Here is a 16364-nt window from a genome sequence, read left to right as displayed (position 1 = left end):
ATCTTTTTCCTTTAAATGCACTCACAGATTTAATCAAAACCCGTTTAAGCCAATATATTAGTAGTTTAACTAAAATATTTTTTTAAACAGTACCTCCTACCTAAATTTGTTGTCACCATAACATAAGTAGGTTAAGTTTATGGTAGATTTGGGGCAAAAAGCTGAACGAAAGTTCAGCTTTTTCATTTTATATTACTTCATTATTTTGGAATAAGCACATAAAAAAATCGCTTAGATAAATCCAAGCGATTCTATACTCTGAAAGATTTTGTGTTTTATTTTGCCTCTGCGTAGCGTCTTTCAACTTCATTCCAGTTAACAACACTAAAAAATGCATTAATGTAATCTGGACGACGGTTTTGGTAATTTAAATAATAAGCATGTTCCCATACATCTAATCCTAAAATTGGAGTGCCGCCACAACTTACTCCTGGCATTAATGGATTATCTTGATTAGCTGTAGAACAAATTTCTACCTTCCCACCTTTATGCACACATAACCAAGCCCAGCCTGATCCAAAGCGTGTAGCAGCAGCTTTACTAAAAGCAGCAATAAATTCATCCTTTGATCCATAAGCAGTTTCAATAGCATCTTTTAATTCGCCAGATAAATAGCCTCTATCTTCAGGATTCATAACAGTCCAAAATAATGAGTGATTAAAAAATCCGCCCCCGTTATTTCTAACAGCACCATTATTCATATCTAAATTTGCAAGAATATCTTCAATAGGTTTTCCTTCTAAATCGGTTCCAGCAATAGCATTATTTAAGTTATTAGTATATCCTTGATGATGTTTTGTATGGTGTATCTCCATAGTTCTTGCATCTATATGAGGTTCTAAGGCATCATAGGCATATCCTAAATTTGGTAATTCAAAAGCCATAATTTTTTGTTTTAAATATTAGTATTTATTTTCATTCAAATTTACACATAAAACGGGTCAATTAAAAATAATATATTGCTATGAAACCATCGATAGTTTTTATCTTGTATGCAAATTATTCTTCATGTCAATAAATCATTCTTTTACAATATATAATGCTTCAGCAGGAAGCGGGAAAACCTATACCCTTGTAAAAGAATATTTAAAAATTTTATTCCAATCTAATAACAATGAAATTTTTAAGCGCATACTAGCTATTACTTTTACAAATAAGGCTGTTGCCGAAATGAAGGAGCGCATAATTGACACATTAAAGAAGTTTTCAGATAAAACGATTCTGGCACAGCATGATAGCATGTTTGATACAATTTGTGAAGAATTAAAAATAGAGCCAGGGCTACTTCATCAAAAATCAGAAAAGTTATTAGATACCATCGTACATAACTATGCTGCTTTTGATATTAGTACTATTGATGGTTTTACGCATAAACTTATTAGAACATTCGCTTTCGACTTAAAGCTGCCATTAAATTTTGAAGTAGAACTAGATCAAGACGCTTTGCTTAACGAAGCTGTAGAAAGTTTAATTGCTAAAGCTGGCACAAATAAAATGCTTACTAAAACGCTTGTGGATTTTGCAATTGAAAAAGCAGATGAAGACAAAAGTTGGGATCTGTCTTTAGATTTTAATAAGATGGCGAAACTTTTAGTTAATGAAAACGATATGTTTTTTATAGCATCTTTAAAAGACAAAACGCTAAATAATTTTAAAGAACTTAAATCACAATTACGAGTAGAAATTTCAAGCACAGAACAAACTATTATTGAAAAAGCTCAAAATGTACTTACTTTAATTGCAGAAGCTGGCTTAGAACACACCAATTTTACTAGTGGAACACTTCCAAATCATTTTAAAAAAGCTTTAAAATTAGATTTATATAAGCTTTACGATAACAAGCTAGAAGAAAATTTATCTGAAAGAAAAAGCATTTACAATAAAACCTTAAGCCTCGACTTAGCAAACACTATAGATTTGCTATTACCTGAAATTGAAGTCGAATTCAAGAGAATTAAAACGCATGTTTATCATTTAAAATTCTTAAAAGCATTCTACAGAAATATTACACCGCTATCTGTTTTAAATGCGATAAATAAAGAATTACAAGAACTTAAAGAAGAGAAAAACAAAATGCTTATTTCGGAATTTAACTCTATTATAAGTAACGAAATAAAAAACCAACCAACTCCATTTATTTATGAACGTTTAGGAGAAAAATTTAAACACTATTTTATTGATGAGTTTCAAGATACATCAATCATGCAATGGGAAAACTTAATTCCTCTACTAGACAATTCCTTATCGGGTATAAATGGTAGTACCATGTTGGTAGGCGATGCAAAACAAGCTATTTATCGTTGGCGTGGTGGTAAAGCAGAACAGTTTATAGATTTATTCAATAAAAAAACATCCCCTTTTCAAGTAAAGCAAAATGTTGAAAATCTTAAAAACAACTACAGAAGTTTTAAGAAGATTGTACATTTTAATAATAGCTTCTTCAAATTTTTAGCGAATAATGCACTAATTAAAGACGCGCACAAAGACCTTTATAAAACATCTCATCAAAATATTACTGAAGAGAAAGAGGGTTATGTAGAGCTGTCTTTTTTAGATATTTCGAAAGAAGATAATAGAAACGAATTGTTCCCAGAACAGGTTTTAAACAAGATTAACACTTGTCTTATAAACGGGTTTATGCTCGAAGATATTTGTGTTTTAGTTAGAAAGAAAAAGGAAGGAGTAGCTGTTGCTAATTATTTGAGCCAACAAAATATACCTATTATATCTTCCGAAACCCTGCTTCTTAATAATTCTCAAGAGGTTACTTTTATAAATGACTTGTTAGGGCTTTTAAATCAGCCAAAAAAAAATGAAATAAAAATAAAGGTTTTAAATTACCTAGCATCTTTATTCAATATTGACGATAAGCATGAGTTTTTCATCAACCACATAAATCTCCCATTAGCTAAATTATTTAAAAGCCTCGAAAATTATAACATATTTATTAGTAGTGACAGTTTGTTACAACTTTCGCTTTACGATTTAACAGAGACTATTATTAGAAGTTTCGGTTTAGCTAAAAATTCTAACGCTTATATTCAGTTTTTTCTAGACATAGTTCTTGATTTTTCACAAAAAAAAGGGTCTGATATATCAAGCTTTTTAGATTACTTCGAAAAGAAAAAAGAAAGTTTAAGTATTATATCTCCAAAAGGGCAAAATGCAATCCAAATTATAACTATTCATAAATCTAAAGGTTTGGAATTTCCTGTAGTAATATTTCCTTATGCCGATTTAGATATTTATCGCGAGCTAGAACCTAAGGAATGGTTTAAACTAGATAAAGAAAAACACAATGGCTTTTCCTATGCCTTATTAAATTACAACAAAGATTTTAAGTATTTTGGAGAAGAAGGGTTGAACATATATAATAGACACCAATCTGAATTAGAATTAGACAATATTAATTTATTATACGTAACCTTAACAAGAGCTATTGAGCAATTATATATAATCTCTACTAAAGATATATCTTCAAAAGGTGTTGTAAACGATAAAAAATATTCAGGTTTGTTAATTAATTATTTAAAAGAATTAGGCCTTTGGAATAATTTAGAGTTAACATATCCATTTGGAAATCAGCAAAAAGTTTCAGCAATTGCAGAAATAGAAAATAATATAAACTTAGCACATGAATTTATTTCAACTTCAAAAGAAGACCATAATATTAAGGTTGTAACAAAATCTGGTTATTTATGGGATACCAATAAGCAAGAAGCAATAGAAAAAGGGAACCTTATTCATAATATCATGGCACAAATTTATATTGAAGATGATGTTGAACTTGTTATTAATAACTATTTAAAATCTTCAACCATCGATAAAAATCAAGCTTCCTTACTTAAAAAAACTATTTTAAATATTATTAAACATCCCAAACTACAGGAATATTATAGCTCAAATTACACTATATATAATGAGCGTGATATTATATCGAGAAATGGAATGATTCTAAGACCCGATAGGATTAATTTAAATAATAAAAATGAAGCAACAATCATTGACTATAAAACTGGAGCTGAAGACAAGAAACATGCGCAACAATTACAAGTTTATCAAGATATATTAGAAAACATGGGCATTAAAGTTATAAATAAGATTCTTATTTATATAAATGACTCAATAACAATAAGAGAATTATAAAAGCCTAAAACACAAATAATATATTTTACGAACTAATTATCATTAAAGTTGATATACAAAAATTATCTAAAATCATTCTGAACTAACTATAAACAAAAGGAATCTGCAATATTTTTATATATTTGTCTTTGTTAATAAAATTTAACAACTTACTTTTGTTCACAATTAACACTTAAAAATTAAACTTTTGAATATGAAAAATCTTAGCAGATTATTGTTCGCTATGTTGCTTGTACTTGGTTATAGCAACGTAAATGCACAAGACGAAAACAACCCATGGCAAATTACAATTGGGGTAAATGCGGTTGACGCTTATCCTTCTGGAGACGGTGTACCATTTAGTGAAACTATTTTTAGCAAATTTGTTGATACTGATAACTACAACATTTTACCTTCTCTATCTACTATTTCTGTGTCTAAATATATAGGAGATGGATTTTCTTTTGGAGTTGCTGGTTCTTTAAACAAAATAACAAAATGGGGAGAGGTACCAGGATCGTCTGAAGCTATTAGTGTAGATGATTTATCATACTATGGTGTAGATGGTACTATCAAGTACAGTTTTGCTGAATTACTTAACTGTAACACTTTCGAGCCTTACTTAGGTGTAGGTGGTGGTTACACTTGGATTGATGAAATTGGAGCTGGAACTTTAAACGGAACTTTAGGTTTTAACTTATGGTTTAACGACAATGTTGGTTTAACTGTACAAACAGCTTACAAACATGCTTTCGAAGATTACTTACAAACACATTTCCAACACACAGTTGGTCTTTCTATCAAATTTGGTGGAACTGATACAGATGGTGATGGTATATACGATAAAGATGATGCTTGTCCAGATGTTGCTGGTTTAGAGGCTTTCAACGGTTGTCCTGATTCTGATGGTGACGGTATCGAAGACAGTAAAGATGATTGTCCTAACGAAGCAGGTGCTGCTGAGTTTAACGGTTGTCCTGATTCTGACGGTGACGGTGTTGCTGATAAAGATGACAACTGTCCTTCAGTTGCTGGTTTAAAAGCTTTAGCTGGTTGTCCAGATGCTGATGGTGACGGTGTTACTGATGCTGATGATGCTTGTGTTAACACTGCTGGTCCTGCTGCTAACAAAGGATGCCCATGGCCTGATGGTGATGGTGACGGTGTTTTAGACAAAGACGACAAATGTCCAGACGTTAAAGGAACTGTTGCTAACAACGGATGTCCAGAAGTTACAGAAGCTATTCAAAATACTTTAAATGAGTATGCTAAAACTATCTTATTTGATTCTGGTAAATCTAGCATCAAATCTCAGTCTGAAGCTGTATTAGGTGATATTATCAAAATTCTTAAAGAATACCCTACTTCTAAATTCACAGTTGAAGGACATACTGATAGTGTTGGTAGAGAAGACTCTAACCAAAAATTATCTGATGCTCGTGCAAACGCTGTAAAAGAATACTTAGTTAAAGGTGGTATTGATGAGTTTAGACTTTCTTCTCTTGGATATGGAGAATCTAAACCAATCGACACTAACAAAACTAGAGCTGGTAGAGCTAATAACAGACGTGTTGAAATTAACTTAGCTAAATAATTTAGATTTAGTTAGAAGTTAATTATTAAAATAAACTTTTAGAAAAAACGCTTCGGATATCCGAAGCGTTTTTTACTTTTATATAATGACAACTTTTATTTTTGATGTTTTAGCTAATCTAAAAAAAAAAGATATAAACCTAAGTGAGGTAACATTTATATTACCAAGCAGAAGGGCTGGCCTATTTTTAAAACACCAACTTTCTAATTTTATAAAACAACCTATATTCTCGCCAAATATTCTAAGTATTGAAGAATTTGTTGAAGAATTATCACAGCTTAAAAGCATTTCGAATACCGAACTTCTTTTCGAATTTTACACTTGTTACTCTAAATTAACCAAGAAAGAATCTCTTGATTCTTTTGACTCCTTTTCCAAGTGGGCACAGGTACTACTTCAAGACTTTAATGAAATTGATCGCTATCTGATTCCACAAGAATACATATTTAATTATTTAAGTGCTATACAAGATTTAAATCATTGGTCGTTAGAGGAAAATAAAACAGATTTCGTTAAAAATTACTTAGCCTTTTGGAATAAACTCCACAGCTATTACAAAGAATTTACCACACATCTATTAAACAAAGGTATTGGTTACCAAGGTTTAATTTATAGAGAGGCCGTTGAAAACACAGAATCTTATCTCCAAAATAATTTAAACAAGCAACATGTTTTTTTAGGGTTTAATGCGTTAAACACTTCAGAAGAAACCATAATACAAAAACTACTTAAAAACAACCTAGCACAAATATATTGGGATGTAGACAAGCACTTTATGGCTAATTCAAGGCATGATGCTGCATTCTTCGTGCGTCGACATAAAAAAAATTGGGCTTTTTTTGAGAGTAATCATTTTAATTGGGTAACTAAGAATTATTCCGAAGAAAAAAACATTTCTGTGTTTGGTATTCCAAAAAATGTAGGTCAAGCTAAATACATTGGTTCACTTTTAAAAAAAATAAAAAAGGAGAAGGAGTTGTTGCAAAATACAGCAGTTATTTTAGGCGATGAAAATTTATTGATGCCCTTACTTAACTCTTTACCATCAAATATAGAAGCCCTAAATATCACAATGGGGTTGCCTTTAAAATCCATACCATTAGCTCCCCTTTTTGATTCACTTTTCCATTTACATAAAACAACTACTGGACTTTACTACCACAAAGACATAATTAACATTATATCACATCAATTCATACGCCCACTATTACTTATTAATAATGTAGATTATGCTACTAAACTTATTGACACTATCAATGACAATAACTTAGTATATTTAAATATGGGTCGTTTAATAGAGATAGCAAATGAAGCCAAGAGTATTATTGAATTATTGTTTTCAAACTGGTCTGAATCTATTGAAAAAATATTAAAAAATTGTTCTCAATTAATACTAGCGATAAAAAACAATTTAAACAAAGAGAAAGACTCTAACTTATTGTCGCTAGAATATTTATTCCGTTTTAATGTACTTTTTAATGAGCTTTCAAGATTAAATTCAGAGAATAAACACATAAAAGATATTCAAACCTTATATAGCATTTATAAAGAATTACTGAGTACTGAAACTTTAGATTTTCAGGGCGAACCTTTACAAGGATTACAAATAATGGGCATGTTAGAATCTCGTGTTTTAGATTTTGAAACTGTTATTATTTCATCAGTAAACGAAGGGATACTTCCCGCTGGAAAAAGCAACAATTCATTCATCCCTTTTGACGTAAAAATTGAAAACAATTTACCAACATTCAAAGAAAAGGATGCTGTTTACACATACCATTTTTATAGGCTATTACAACGTGCTAAAAATATTTATATATTATACAATACCGAAGCAGATATACTAACAGGTGGTGAAAAAAGCAGATTTATTACCCAATTAGAACTAGAAGGCATACATAAAATCAAGCATCAAATAATAGCACCTTACGTTCCTGTTGTCGAGCAACAATTAAATATTGTTAAAAAAACCGAATCATTAGAAAAACAAATTATTGATATTGCAAAAAAAGGGTTTTCTCCGTCTTCATTAACAAACTACATCAGAAATCCTATTGATTTTTACTATCAGAAAATTTTAAAAATAAGAGATCATGATGATGTAGAAGAAACTGTAGCTGCAAATACATTAGGAACAGTGGTACATAATACGCTTGAAGATTTTTACACTCCTTTTATAGGTGAGTTTTTAACTATAGAAGGTATAAAAAATCTCAAATCTCAGATTGAAGAAACAGTAACGCATCATTTTAAAAATGAATACAAAGAAGGCGATATTTCAAAAGGTAAAAACCTCATTATTTATGAAATAGCAAAACGATATGTTTCTAATTTTCTAGATTTAGAAATTAAAGGGTTGAAAGCAGGAGATCAAATTAAAATTATGGCTATTGAAGCTGATAATGTTATTGAAATCAATATTCCTGAACTTAAATTTCCAATAAAAATTAAAGGGAAAGTTGATAGAGTTGATGAATGTAACGGAACAATTAGAATTATAGACTATAAAACAGGTAAAGTAGAATCTAACCAAGTAGAAGTTGTTAATTGGGAAGATATTACAACGGATTATAAAAAATACAGCAAAAGCTTTCAAGTATTAACTTATGCTTACATGATGTGTAAAGAAAAGAAAGTACAATTGCCTATTGAAGCGGGTATTATTTCATTTAAAAACTTAAGTTCTGGTTTTTTGAAATTTAGCAAAAAAGACAGCGTTTTTAGTAGAAGTAAAGATTCTTTAATAAGCAATAATACGTTAACTGCTTTTGAAAATGAATTAAAAAAACTCATCTTGGAAATCTGTAATCCAAAAATTGATTTCACTGAAAAAGAAGTGTAAATATGAAGATTTTAAAAAACAATGCTATTCCTGGGAAACATATAAAACCAATAGTAGTAGATACGTTTTATATTGAAAATTCTCAAACAAAACCAATTATTATATTTTGTCATGGTTACAAAGGGTTTAAAGATTGGGGTGCTTGGAACTTAATGGCAGAGACTTTTGCTAATTCAGGTTTCTTTTTTGTAAAATTTAATTTTTCACATAACGGAGGTACTCTTGAGCAACCCATGGATTTTCCAGATTTAGACGCCTTTGGTAATAACAATTACACAAAAGAATTAGACGATTTGGAAAGTGTAATAGATTGGATTTGCTCCAATGCCTCTTTTAAAAACGAAGCAGATATTGGTAATATTAATTTAATTGGACATAGCAGAGCTGGAGGTATTGTAACCATAAAGGCTGAAGAAGATAATCGTGTGCAAAAAGTTGTAAGTCTTGCTGGAGTTTCTAGTTATGGAAAAAGAACATCTACTACAGGGGATTTAGAACAATGGAAAAAAGACGGTGTTAAATATGTTTTAAACGGACGCACAAAACAGCAAATGCCTCATTTTTATCAATTCTATGAAGATTTTATTGAAAATGAAGAACGACTAACTATTAAACGCGCAGTTTCAAATTTAAAAATACCATACCTCATTATTCATGGAGATGAGGATACTAGTGTATTAATTGATGAGGCACATCAGCTTCATAAATGGAATCCAAAAAGCCATCTAGAGATTATTAAAGGGGCAGACCATGTATTTAACACTAAACATCCTTGGCAACAGGAAGAGCTTTCAATTCAATTAAAACATATAATTTCCTTAATTGTATCATTCATAAAATAATCATTTTGAATACTACAACCTTTTCAGTTTTAAATAGACCTTCTCAAATAGAAAAACTAAGTACTCAAATATTTGATTTAGTTATTATTGGAGGTGGAATAACTGGAGCAGGTATAGCGTTAGATGCTTCGGCAAGAGGCTTAAAAGTATGTTTGGTTGAGAAAAATGATTTTGCTTCAGGAACCAGTAATAAATCAACAAAACTTATACATGGTGGTTTACGGTATTTAAAGAATTTTGAAATTAGTTTGGTTAGAGAGTCTGGGTCTGAACGTGCCATTGTACACAATTTAGCACCACATTTAGTAACGCCTCAAAAAATGTTATTACCCTTAATTGAAGGCGGAACTTACGGAAAATTAATGACAGCTTTAGGTTTAAAAGTATATGATTTTCTAGCAGATGTAAAAGGTGATGATAAACGTAAAATGCTAGATAAAGAGGAAACATTAGATAAAGAACCTTTACTCGATAAACAAACAATAATTGGAGGTGGTCTTTATGCAGAATATAGAACTGATGATGCACGATTAACTATTGAAATTTTAAAGAAAGCAACGGCTTTAGGTGCCACTGTAGTCAACTATTGTGAAATGATGTCTTTTAATTATGATAGCTATTCAAAAATAGAAAGTTTAAATTGTAAAGACCTAAACACTAAAAATGCGTTTATAGTAAAAGCTAAAAACTATGTGTCTGCTGCTGGTCCATGGGTAGATCAAGTTCGAAAACGAGACAACGCCTTAAACAAAAAACGCCTTCACCTTACTAAAGGCATACATTTAGTATTTCCTTTTGAAAAACTACCCGTAAAACAATCCATTTATTTTGATGTTTCAGATGGTCGCATGATTTTTGCAATTCCTAGAGGACGAATTACTTATGTAGGTACTACCGATACAGATTATTCTGGAAGTTTAGATCGAGTTGTTGCCACAAAAGAGGATGCTAGCTACCTTTTAAACGCTATAAATAGCATGTTTAAAACGGTACATTTAACTATTGATGACATTCAATCTAATTGGGCTGGTTTAAGACCGCTTATTCATGAAGACAATAAATCGGCTTCAGAGTTATCTAGAAAAGACGAAATTTTTGTTTCAAACAGTGGTTTGATATCCATGGCTGGCGGAAAACTTACAGGCTATAGAAAAATGGCATACAGAGCCTTAGAAGCCGTTTTGAAAACATATCATACAAAAGAAGAGGTGTCAGATTTTAAAGCATCAACAACCGAAACAATTGCTTTGGTAAATCCACCACTTAAATCTGAAGATGAGGTAATAGCATACCAACTTAAAATCGAAAAATTATTATCTAATCAAGGCATTACAGACGGTTATTACGCATGGTACTTAGCTTCATCATATGGGAAACAAGCAGATATTATTGTTGAAAAGGCAAAAGCATTTAAATCTAATAATGCATTAGAAAATTTAGTTAGGGCCGAACTTTGGTACGGTATCCATCATGAAATGATAAACACTTTAAACGATTTTTTTATAAGACGAACAGGGCGTTTATATTTTGATATTGAAAGTGTAAAAAAGTATATGAATATTATTTCTAAAGACTGTTCAAATTATTTAAATTGGGATGTTGATAAAACACAAAGCGAGATAGAAAAATTAAACCTATCACTCAAAGATGCTACAACATATTATGATGAAGATTTTAAATAAAAAACGAAATGAATTTACGTAATAAAATTGTTGAAAAAGAAGATATTGAAAGTTTATTTTCTTTAAATGATAATTCTGATTTTTCAATTGCACTATATGAAATACTTGTAAATAGAAACGAAAAAAAACCTAATTCACTAAATGAGATTGAACTGAATTTATTTTTATGTATGCATTTGGAAAATGCAGGTCAAGCAGATAGTATTTTGACTTTTTTACAAGAATGGTTTCCTCAACAGAATGAAAAAGTCATTAAATCACTGAATGAAATTGGAGCTACTAAATCATCTAAAATTATAAAAAAGGCGATTGAATTACTTCCTGAAAATGGTAGTTGGTTTTATGAAAGTTCAGACGAAAACTCTGAAAAATTAATGAAAAAACTTGATAGTGAATTTTCAAATTATCCAGATGGCTCAATGAGAGATTTATATCGAAAATATGCCGAAAAACATAGAATAGAATTATAAAAAGTCTACCTACAACAATGTGTATAATTAATGGCTAGTTCTAGTCTACTTACGAAAATCCTCGCGGATTTTCTATCTGTGATTTATTTGCTAACTTTATTGCTTAAACACGTCACAAATCATAAACAGAAACGTTATTTATAATAACGGAATACTTCATCATTTAAAAGAGAGTTTAAAAATCATGTAGCATTTTTATCACTAATTCAATTCTCATTTGTGTTTGCATACACTAACCTTAATAATCTAGGTTTTGTATTATACCAGAATTAAGAAGTATTTCTGATTGAGGAATCGGGAATATATACTTATGTGATTGATATTTTTTTGTATTCTGAGGATGATTTATGTTATACGCATCTATAACACTTTGTAATTTTTGTGTTCTAATTAAATCATCTTTTCGATGACCTTCATAACATAATTCAAGCCGTCTTTCGTTAAGAATGGCATCTAAAAATTCTTCTTGGTCAAGTCCAGCGCTTAGGTCGTTATCAGTATTTCCAAAAGCTCTTCTTCTAACTAGATTAATAGCTTCATATGCTTTTACCGTAGGACCATTAATTGCGTTTTCAGCTTCAGCAATCATTAATAATACATCTGAATATCTTAAATATGGTAAATGAAACATCCCTCCATTTTGATAATTTTCACTGAATTTATATGGTCGCCAATCATCAATATTCTGTGCATTACTTGTTACACCGTTTTGAATTTTAAAAGGCGCTATATTTTCAAAAAATCTACTGTCTTTTGTGCTCAAAGGGAATGTAATTGGACTTGCTAAATCATTTAAGGACTTAAAATAACTTTCAATAAAGTTTGTAGTTAATAAATAAAAATCTTTTTCACTAACATCTAAAGGTCCCCAATTGAACCATTTCCAATTATTTGAATCCCCAAATATGTTAAAATCAATTGTAAAAATAATTTCATTATTAGTACTTCCCTTTTCAATTTCAAAATTATTCTTGTAGTCTGTTTCAAGTGTATATTTCCCATCAAGTTTAGCAAACAAATTTAAAGCTTTAGCATATTTATCATTTTGTAACAAAGGAAAACCAGCCATTTGTAAATATACTTTGCCTAAAAGGGCTTGAGCAGCAGACTTAGATGCTTTACCTTTTATATTTGAATCTTCTAAATTATTTTCTGCAAAAATTAAATCTTCTTCAATAAGTTCATATACTTTTAAACGGTCTTGAATTGCGGGATTGTTTAACTGAGAAATATCAGTTGATGTTACTAATACTGGGTTTCCAAATAGTTTTACTAGGTTAAAATAAACAAGAGATCTTAAAAATTTAAATTGAGCTTCAACTTCATTTACATTGCTGTTTAATTCACTTATAAAGTCTGAATTTTCAATAGCTTCAATACCTATATTTGCATTTCTAATTACCTTATAATGATTTGCCCATATGTCTTCAATAATCTTATCATTTGGGCTAAATTCATAATTATCTAACTTACGAAGTAAAGAATTTGAGGTACTAGCTGTTAAAATATCTGAACCTATTTCTCCCCAAATTGAAGCATACCCATTAGCTCCAAAAATATTATTAGCTACTAAACTACTAAAAGAAGCATCGACCCATTTGTCTATATCTAAAACGCTAGGTGTTACAACATTAGGACCATCTACAAATATAACAACCTTAGTTGTTTTGTTATTTTCAACATCAACGATTTGTTTTATAGGAATATTTCTAAAAGGATCAGTTATTGAAATTTCATAACTACCTACTTCTATATTTCTAAAAAAAACAGTTCCTTCTATATCAGTTAGTTCTTCTTTTGAAATTGAACTTATTGAAACAATGACATCAAATATTGGTTCGTTATCATTCTTTATAAGAACAATTACTTCAATACCTCCAGTCTGAGTCTCTGGTTCATTATCTTTTGAACAGCCAAATAAAAAAGTAACTAATGATAAAAATAGGAAGGTTTTTAATTTCATGGGAAATAATTTACTTGATTACAAATAAAGAAAAAATCTGACAAAAAATTATCAGATTTTATTAAGTTTTTGTGGAGCATATCGGATTCGAACCGATCGCCTCTACGCTGCCAGCGTAGCGCTCTAGCCAAATGAGCTAATGCCCCTTTTTATTTCAATCCACTTAAGACCAAAACAGGTGTTTTTATAAAAAAGTCTTTTCTTAATATCGTATCCTTTTCCCATTTCTTAGCAAAGAAGCCTCTTTTTCGTCTTACAACACAAAGCATATCTGGACTATGCGATTGAAAATGCTCTAAAACACCTTGAAATGTTGTTGCGTTAACTGTTTCTGTTCTGTTTCTTATTAAAGAATTTAGCTCATCATTTACATTAAAATCTCCTTCCTTATGGTAAGGTGTTTTAACCAATAACAAATCAACTGTAGCATTAAATTTACTTTTTATATCAATCAATTTTTGTAAAACACCCTCCTTTTTAATAATAGCCGATTTTATAGCCATTAAAATATGTTCTGGTTTAGAAAACACATACCCTTCTGGAACAATTAAAGCGGGCACATCCATTTGCTTAATAATTTTACCAGAAGTTTTTCCTAAATATACTTCGTCTTTAATAGAGTTTGTTCTAGGTTCAACCAAAACCAAATCAACATCTGCTGCTCTACACGCTAATTCAAGAGTACTAATTAACTTTCCTTTTAAAGTCTTTACAACAACTTCAACATTTTTAGTATTTATTTTAGAAACTAACCCTTCTAAAAAAGTTTTACTTTCTCTTTCAATTATCTGATCTACTTTAATCATAGTACCCGCCTTTGTGTAAACATTATATACTTGTACTATAAAAAGTTTTGCACCAAAAGCTTCAGCAAAATCTACAGCATATTGTAAGTGGCTCAATGCATTTTTTGACGATCCTACAGGAACTAAAATATTCTTCATACCTATAAATTTTAAAGCTAAATTTACAATAAATTTGAAGCAAAAGTAAAACATTTAAATGATTCGAAAAGGAACACAGGAGGATATAAAGAAAATTATGGAAGTTACTAAGGCTTGTGCTGCAAATATGGTTGCACAAAGTATTTTTCAATGGAATGAATTTTATCCTAATAAAGCTTCATTTGTAAACGATGCAAAACGAGGTGAATTATATGTTTTGGAAGTTGAAGATAAAATCGTAGGTTCTGTTACAGTCTCTACGTTTATGGACGAAGAATATATCCCAATCTCTTGGTTAACACCTAATAAAAACAATATTTACATCCATCGATTAGCCATTCATCCAAAATATCAAGGACAAGGGTATGCGCAACAACTTATGCAATTAGCCGAAAATTATGCACTAAAAAGCAAGTGTCAATCCGTTAGATTAGATACCTTTTCGAAAAACAAAAGAAATCAGAGATTTTATGAATTAAGAGGGTATAAAAAGTTAGGCGATATTTACTTTCCTAAGCAAAGTGAATACCCATTTTATTGTTATGAACTTGTCTTGTGAGCACAAACATTAGCTTTAAACATATAAACAAATTGGCTATTCCAGCACTCATATCTGGAGTGTCCGAGCCTATTTTATCATTAACAGATGCCGCCATAGTTGGAAATATCCAATTAAACGCCACCGAATCTTTGGCGGCCGTTGGTATAGTTACCACATTCATATCCATGCTTATTTGGGTATTGGGACAAACTAGGAGTGCTATTTCATCCATAGTTTCGCAATATGTTGGCGCAAATAAACTCGATAAAATAAAAAATCTACCAGCACAAGCTATTTTTATAATAACTTCCTTAAGTCTGTTCATTATACTTGGTACATACCCAATAGCCAAACAAATATTCGAACTCTATAATGCTTCAGATTTAATTTTAGATTACAGCGTTGTGTATTATAAAATACGTGTTTTAGGGTTTCCATTTACGCTGTTTACTATTGCCATTTTTGGCGCTTTTAGAGGCTTGCAAAACACTTTTCATCCTATGATAATTGCTATAATAGGAGCAGCATCAAACATTGTTTTAGATATTATTTTGGTATATGGTATTGAAGGGTACCTCCCTGCAATGAATATTAAAGGCGCTGCTTATGCCAGTGTTATTGCTCAAATACTAATGGCAGGGTTTTCTGCTTATTTCCTTCTTAAAAAAACATCTATTCCATTAAAACCAAGCTTTCCTTTTAATCCAGAGATAAAGCGATTCGTTTTAATGATTCTCAATCTATTTGTTAGAACCATCGCACTTAATGTTACGCTATACTTTGCAAGTGCCTATGCTACAAAATATGGCGCAGAATATATTGCAGCCTACACCATAGCCATTAATTTATGGTTTTTAGGAGCCTTTATAGTCGATGGTTACGCCAGTGCAGGCAATATTTTATCAGGAAAACTATTTGGTGCAAAAGCCTATAAAACCTTAATCGTATTAAGTAATAAACTCATAAAATACGGTGTTATAATCGGTATTGTTTTAGGTATTGTTGGCGGGATATTTTATTATCCTATTGGGCGTATTTTTACTAAAGACCCCGAAGTATTAAAAGTCTTTTACAATATATTCTGGATTGTGCTTGTTATGCAACCATTTTGTACACTTGCTTTTATTTTCGATGGCATTTTTAAGGGCTTAGGAAAAATGAAATACCTCAGAAACGTTCTGCTATTTTCAACATTCATTATTTTTATACCCATTCTTTTTTGGCTAGATAATTCAGGCTATAAACTCCATGGTATTTTTATCGCTATTACATTCTGGATTATAGCAAGAGGCATTCCGCTAATTATAAAATTTAGAAAAATATTTATGCCACTAGCCCAAAACAATTAACTTTGCAATACA

At 30.5% G+C, this 16364-nt stretch carries 11 protein-coding genes and 1 tRNA gene; 8 read left to right on the top strand and 4 right to left on the bottom strand.

Annotation, left to right across the window (positions count from 1 at the left end):
* Positions 1-275 precede the first annotated feature (275 nt).
* The gene (locus Q0739_RS03595) at positions 276-884 is read right to left on the bottom strand and encodes a superoxide dismutase (protein WP_298237326.1); all 609 of its coding nucleotides are present in this window, start codon (positions 882-884) and stop codon (positions 276-278) included.
* Between the two features lie 124 nt (positions 885-1008).
* Here Q0739_RS03595 and Q0739_RS03590 point away from each other — a divergent pair, with 124 nt between their 5' ends.
* From Q0739_RS03590 to Q0739_RS03565, 6 genes are all read left to right on the top strand, one after another.
* Positions 1009-4146, top strand: coding sequence for a UvrD-helicase domain-containing protein (locus Q0739_RS03590; RefSeq protein WP_298237325.1), 3138 nt, complete (start codon positions 1009-1011; stop codon positions 4144-4146).
* 193 nt (positions 4147-4339) lie between these two features.
* Positions 4340-5719: an OmpA family protein gene (locus Q0739_RS03585; protein ID WP_298237324.1), complete on the top strand. Its 1380-nt coding sequence runs from the start codon at positions 4340-4342 to the stop codon at positions 5717-5719.
* A gap of 85 nt (positions 5720-5804) precedes the next feature.
* On the top strand, positions 5805-8561 hold the full coding sequence (locus Q0739_RS03580) for a PD-(D/E)XK nuclease family protein (protein WP_298237323.1): 2757 nt from the start codon (positions 5805-5807) through the stop codon (positions 8559-8561).
* A 2-nt stretch (positions 8562-8563) separates the two neighbouring features.
* Complete coding sequence (locus Q0739_RS03575) at positions 8564-9403, top strand: alpha/beta fold hydrolase (RefSeq protein ID WP_298237322.1); 840 nt, start codon at positions 8564-8566, stop codon at positions 9401-9403.
* Between the two features lie 5 nt (positions 9404-9408).
* Positions 9409-11085: a glycerol-3-phosphate dehydrogenase/oxidase gene (locus tag Q0739_RS03570; RefSeq protein WP_298237321.1), complete on the top strand. Its 1677-nt coding sequence runs from the start codon at positions 9409-9411 to the stop codon at positions 11083-11085.
* Between the two features lie 8 nt (positions 11086-11093).
* Positions 11094-11555 (top strand): hypothetical protein, encoded by a 462-nt coding sequence (locus tag Q0739_RS03565; RefSeq protein ID WP_298237320.1) that lies wholly within the window; start codon positions 11094-11096, stop codon positions 11553-11555.
* 238 nt (positions 11556-11793) lie between these two features.
* Here Q0739_RS03565 and Q0739_RS03560 read toward each other — a convergent pair whose 3' ends face one another.
* The 3 genes from Q0739_RS03560 to Q0739_RS03550 all read right to left on the bottom strand — a co-directional run bounded on the left by Q0739_RS03560 (position 11794) and on the right by Q0739_RS03550 (position 14462).
* Positions 11794-13518 carry a RagB/SusD family nutrient uptake outer membrane protein gene (locus Q0739_RS03560; RefSeq protein WP_298237319.1) on the bottom strand — a complete coding sequence of 575 codons (1725 nt, stop codon included), beginning with the start codon at positions 13516-13518 and terminating at the stop codon, positions 11794-11796.
* Between the two features lie 72 nt (positions 13519-13590).
* Positions 13591-13664, bottom strand: a tRNA-Ala gene (locus Q0739_RS03555).
* A 3-nt stretch (positions 13665-13667) separates the two neighbouring features.
* Positions 13668-14462 carry a universal stress protein gene (locus Q0739_RS03550; RefSeq protein ID WP_298237318.1) on the bottom strand — a complete coding sequence of 265 codons (795 nt, stop codon included), beginning with the start codon at positions 14460-14462 and terminating at the stop codon, positions 13668-13670.
* Between the two features lie 58 nt (positions 14463-14520).
* Between Q0739_RS03550 and Q0739_RS03545 the strand changes: the two genes are divergently transcribed.
* Together Q0739_RS03545 and Q0739_RS03540 are read left to right on the top strand one after the other, a co-directional pair.
* The gene (locus Q0739_RS03545; protein WP_298237317.1) at positions 14521-15021 is read left to right on the top strand and encodes a GNAT family N-acetyltransferase; all 501 of its coding nucleotides are present in this window, start codon (positions 14521-14523) and stop codon (positions 15019-15021) included.
* Entirely contained in the window at positions 15018-16352 is a 1335-nt protein-coding gene (locus tag Q0739_RS03540) for an MATE family efflux transporter (protein ID WP_298237316.1), read from the top strand. The genes Q0739_RS03545 and Q0739_RS03540 overlap by 4 nt, the downstream gene beginning before the upstream one ends.
* The last annotated feature ends 12 nt before the right edge of the window (positions 16353-16364 follow it).

It is taken from the genome of uncultured Algibacter sp., from assembly GCF_947487605.1.
Lineage (GTDB): Bacteria > Bacteroidota > Bacteroidia > Flavobacteriales > Flavobacteriaceae > Algibacter_D.
This window is presented reverse-complemented; position numbering and strand designations above follow the sequence as displayed.

What these genes read in the sequence shown, in the direction of transcription:
- Q0739_RS03595 (WP_298237326.1), bottom strand. Translation starts at nt 884, where the DNA reads ATGGCTTTTGAATTACCAAATTTAGGATATGCCTATGATGCCTTAGAA.
- Q0739_RS03590 (WP_298237325.1), top strand. Translation starts at nt 1,009, where the DNA reads ATGTCAATAAATCATTCTTTTACAATATATAATGCTTCAGCAGGAAGC.
- Q0739_RS03585 (WP_298237324.1), top strand. Translation starts at nt 4,340, where the DNA reads ATGAAAAATCTTAGCAGATTATTGTTCGCTATGTTGCTTGTACTTGGT.
- Q0739_RS03580 (WP_298237323.1), top strand. Translation starts at nt 5,805, where the DNA reads ATGACAACTTTTATTTTTGATGTTTTAGCTAATCTAAAAAAAAAAGAT.
- Q0739_RS03575 (WP_298237322.1), top strand. Translation starts at nt 8,564, where the DNA reads ATGAAGATTTTAAAAAACAATGCTATTCCTGGGAAACATATAAAACCA.
- Q0739_RS03565 (WP_298237320.1), top strand. Translation starts at nt 11,094, where the DNA reads ATGAATTTACGTAATAAAATTGTTGAAAAAGAAGATATTGAAAGTTTA.
- Q0739_RS03560 (WP_298237319.1), bottom strand. Translation starts at nt 13,518, where the DNA reads ATGAAATTAAAAACCTTCCTATTTTTATCATTAGTTACTTTTTTATTT.
- Q0739_RS03550 (WP_298237318.1), bottom strand. Translation starts at nt 14,462, where the DNA reads ATGAAGAATATTTTAGTTCCTGTAGGATCGTCAAAAAATGCATTGAGC.
- Q0739_RS03545 (WP_298237317.1), top strand. Translation starts at nt 14,521, where the DNA reads ATGATTCGAAAAGGAACACAGGAGGATATAAAGAAAATTATGGAAGTT.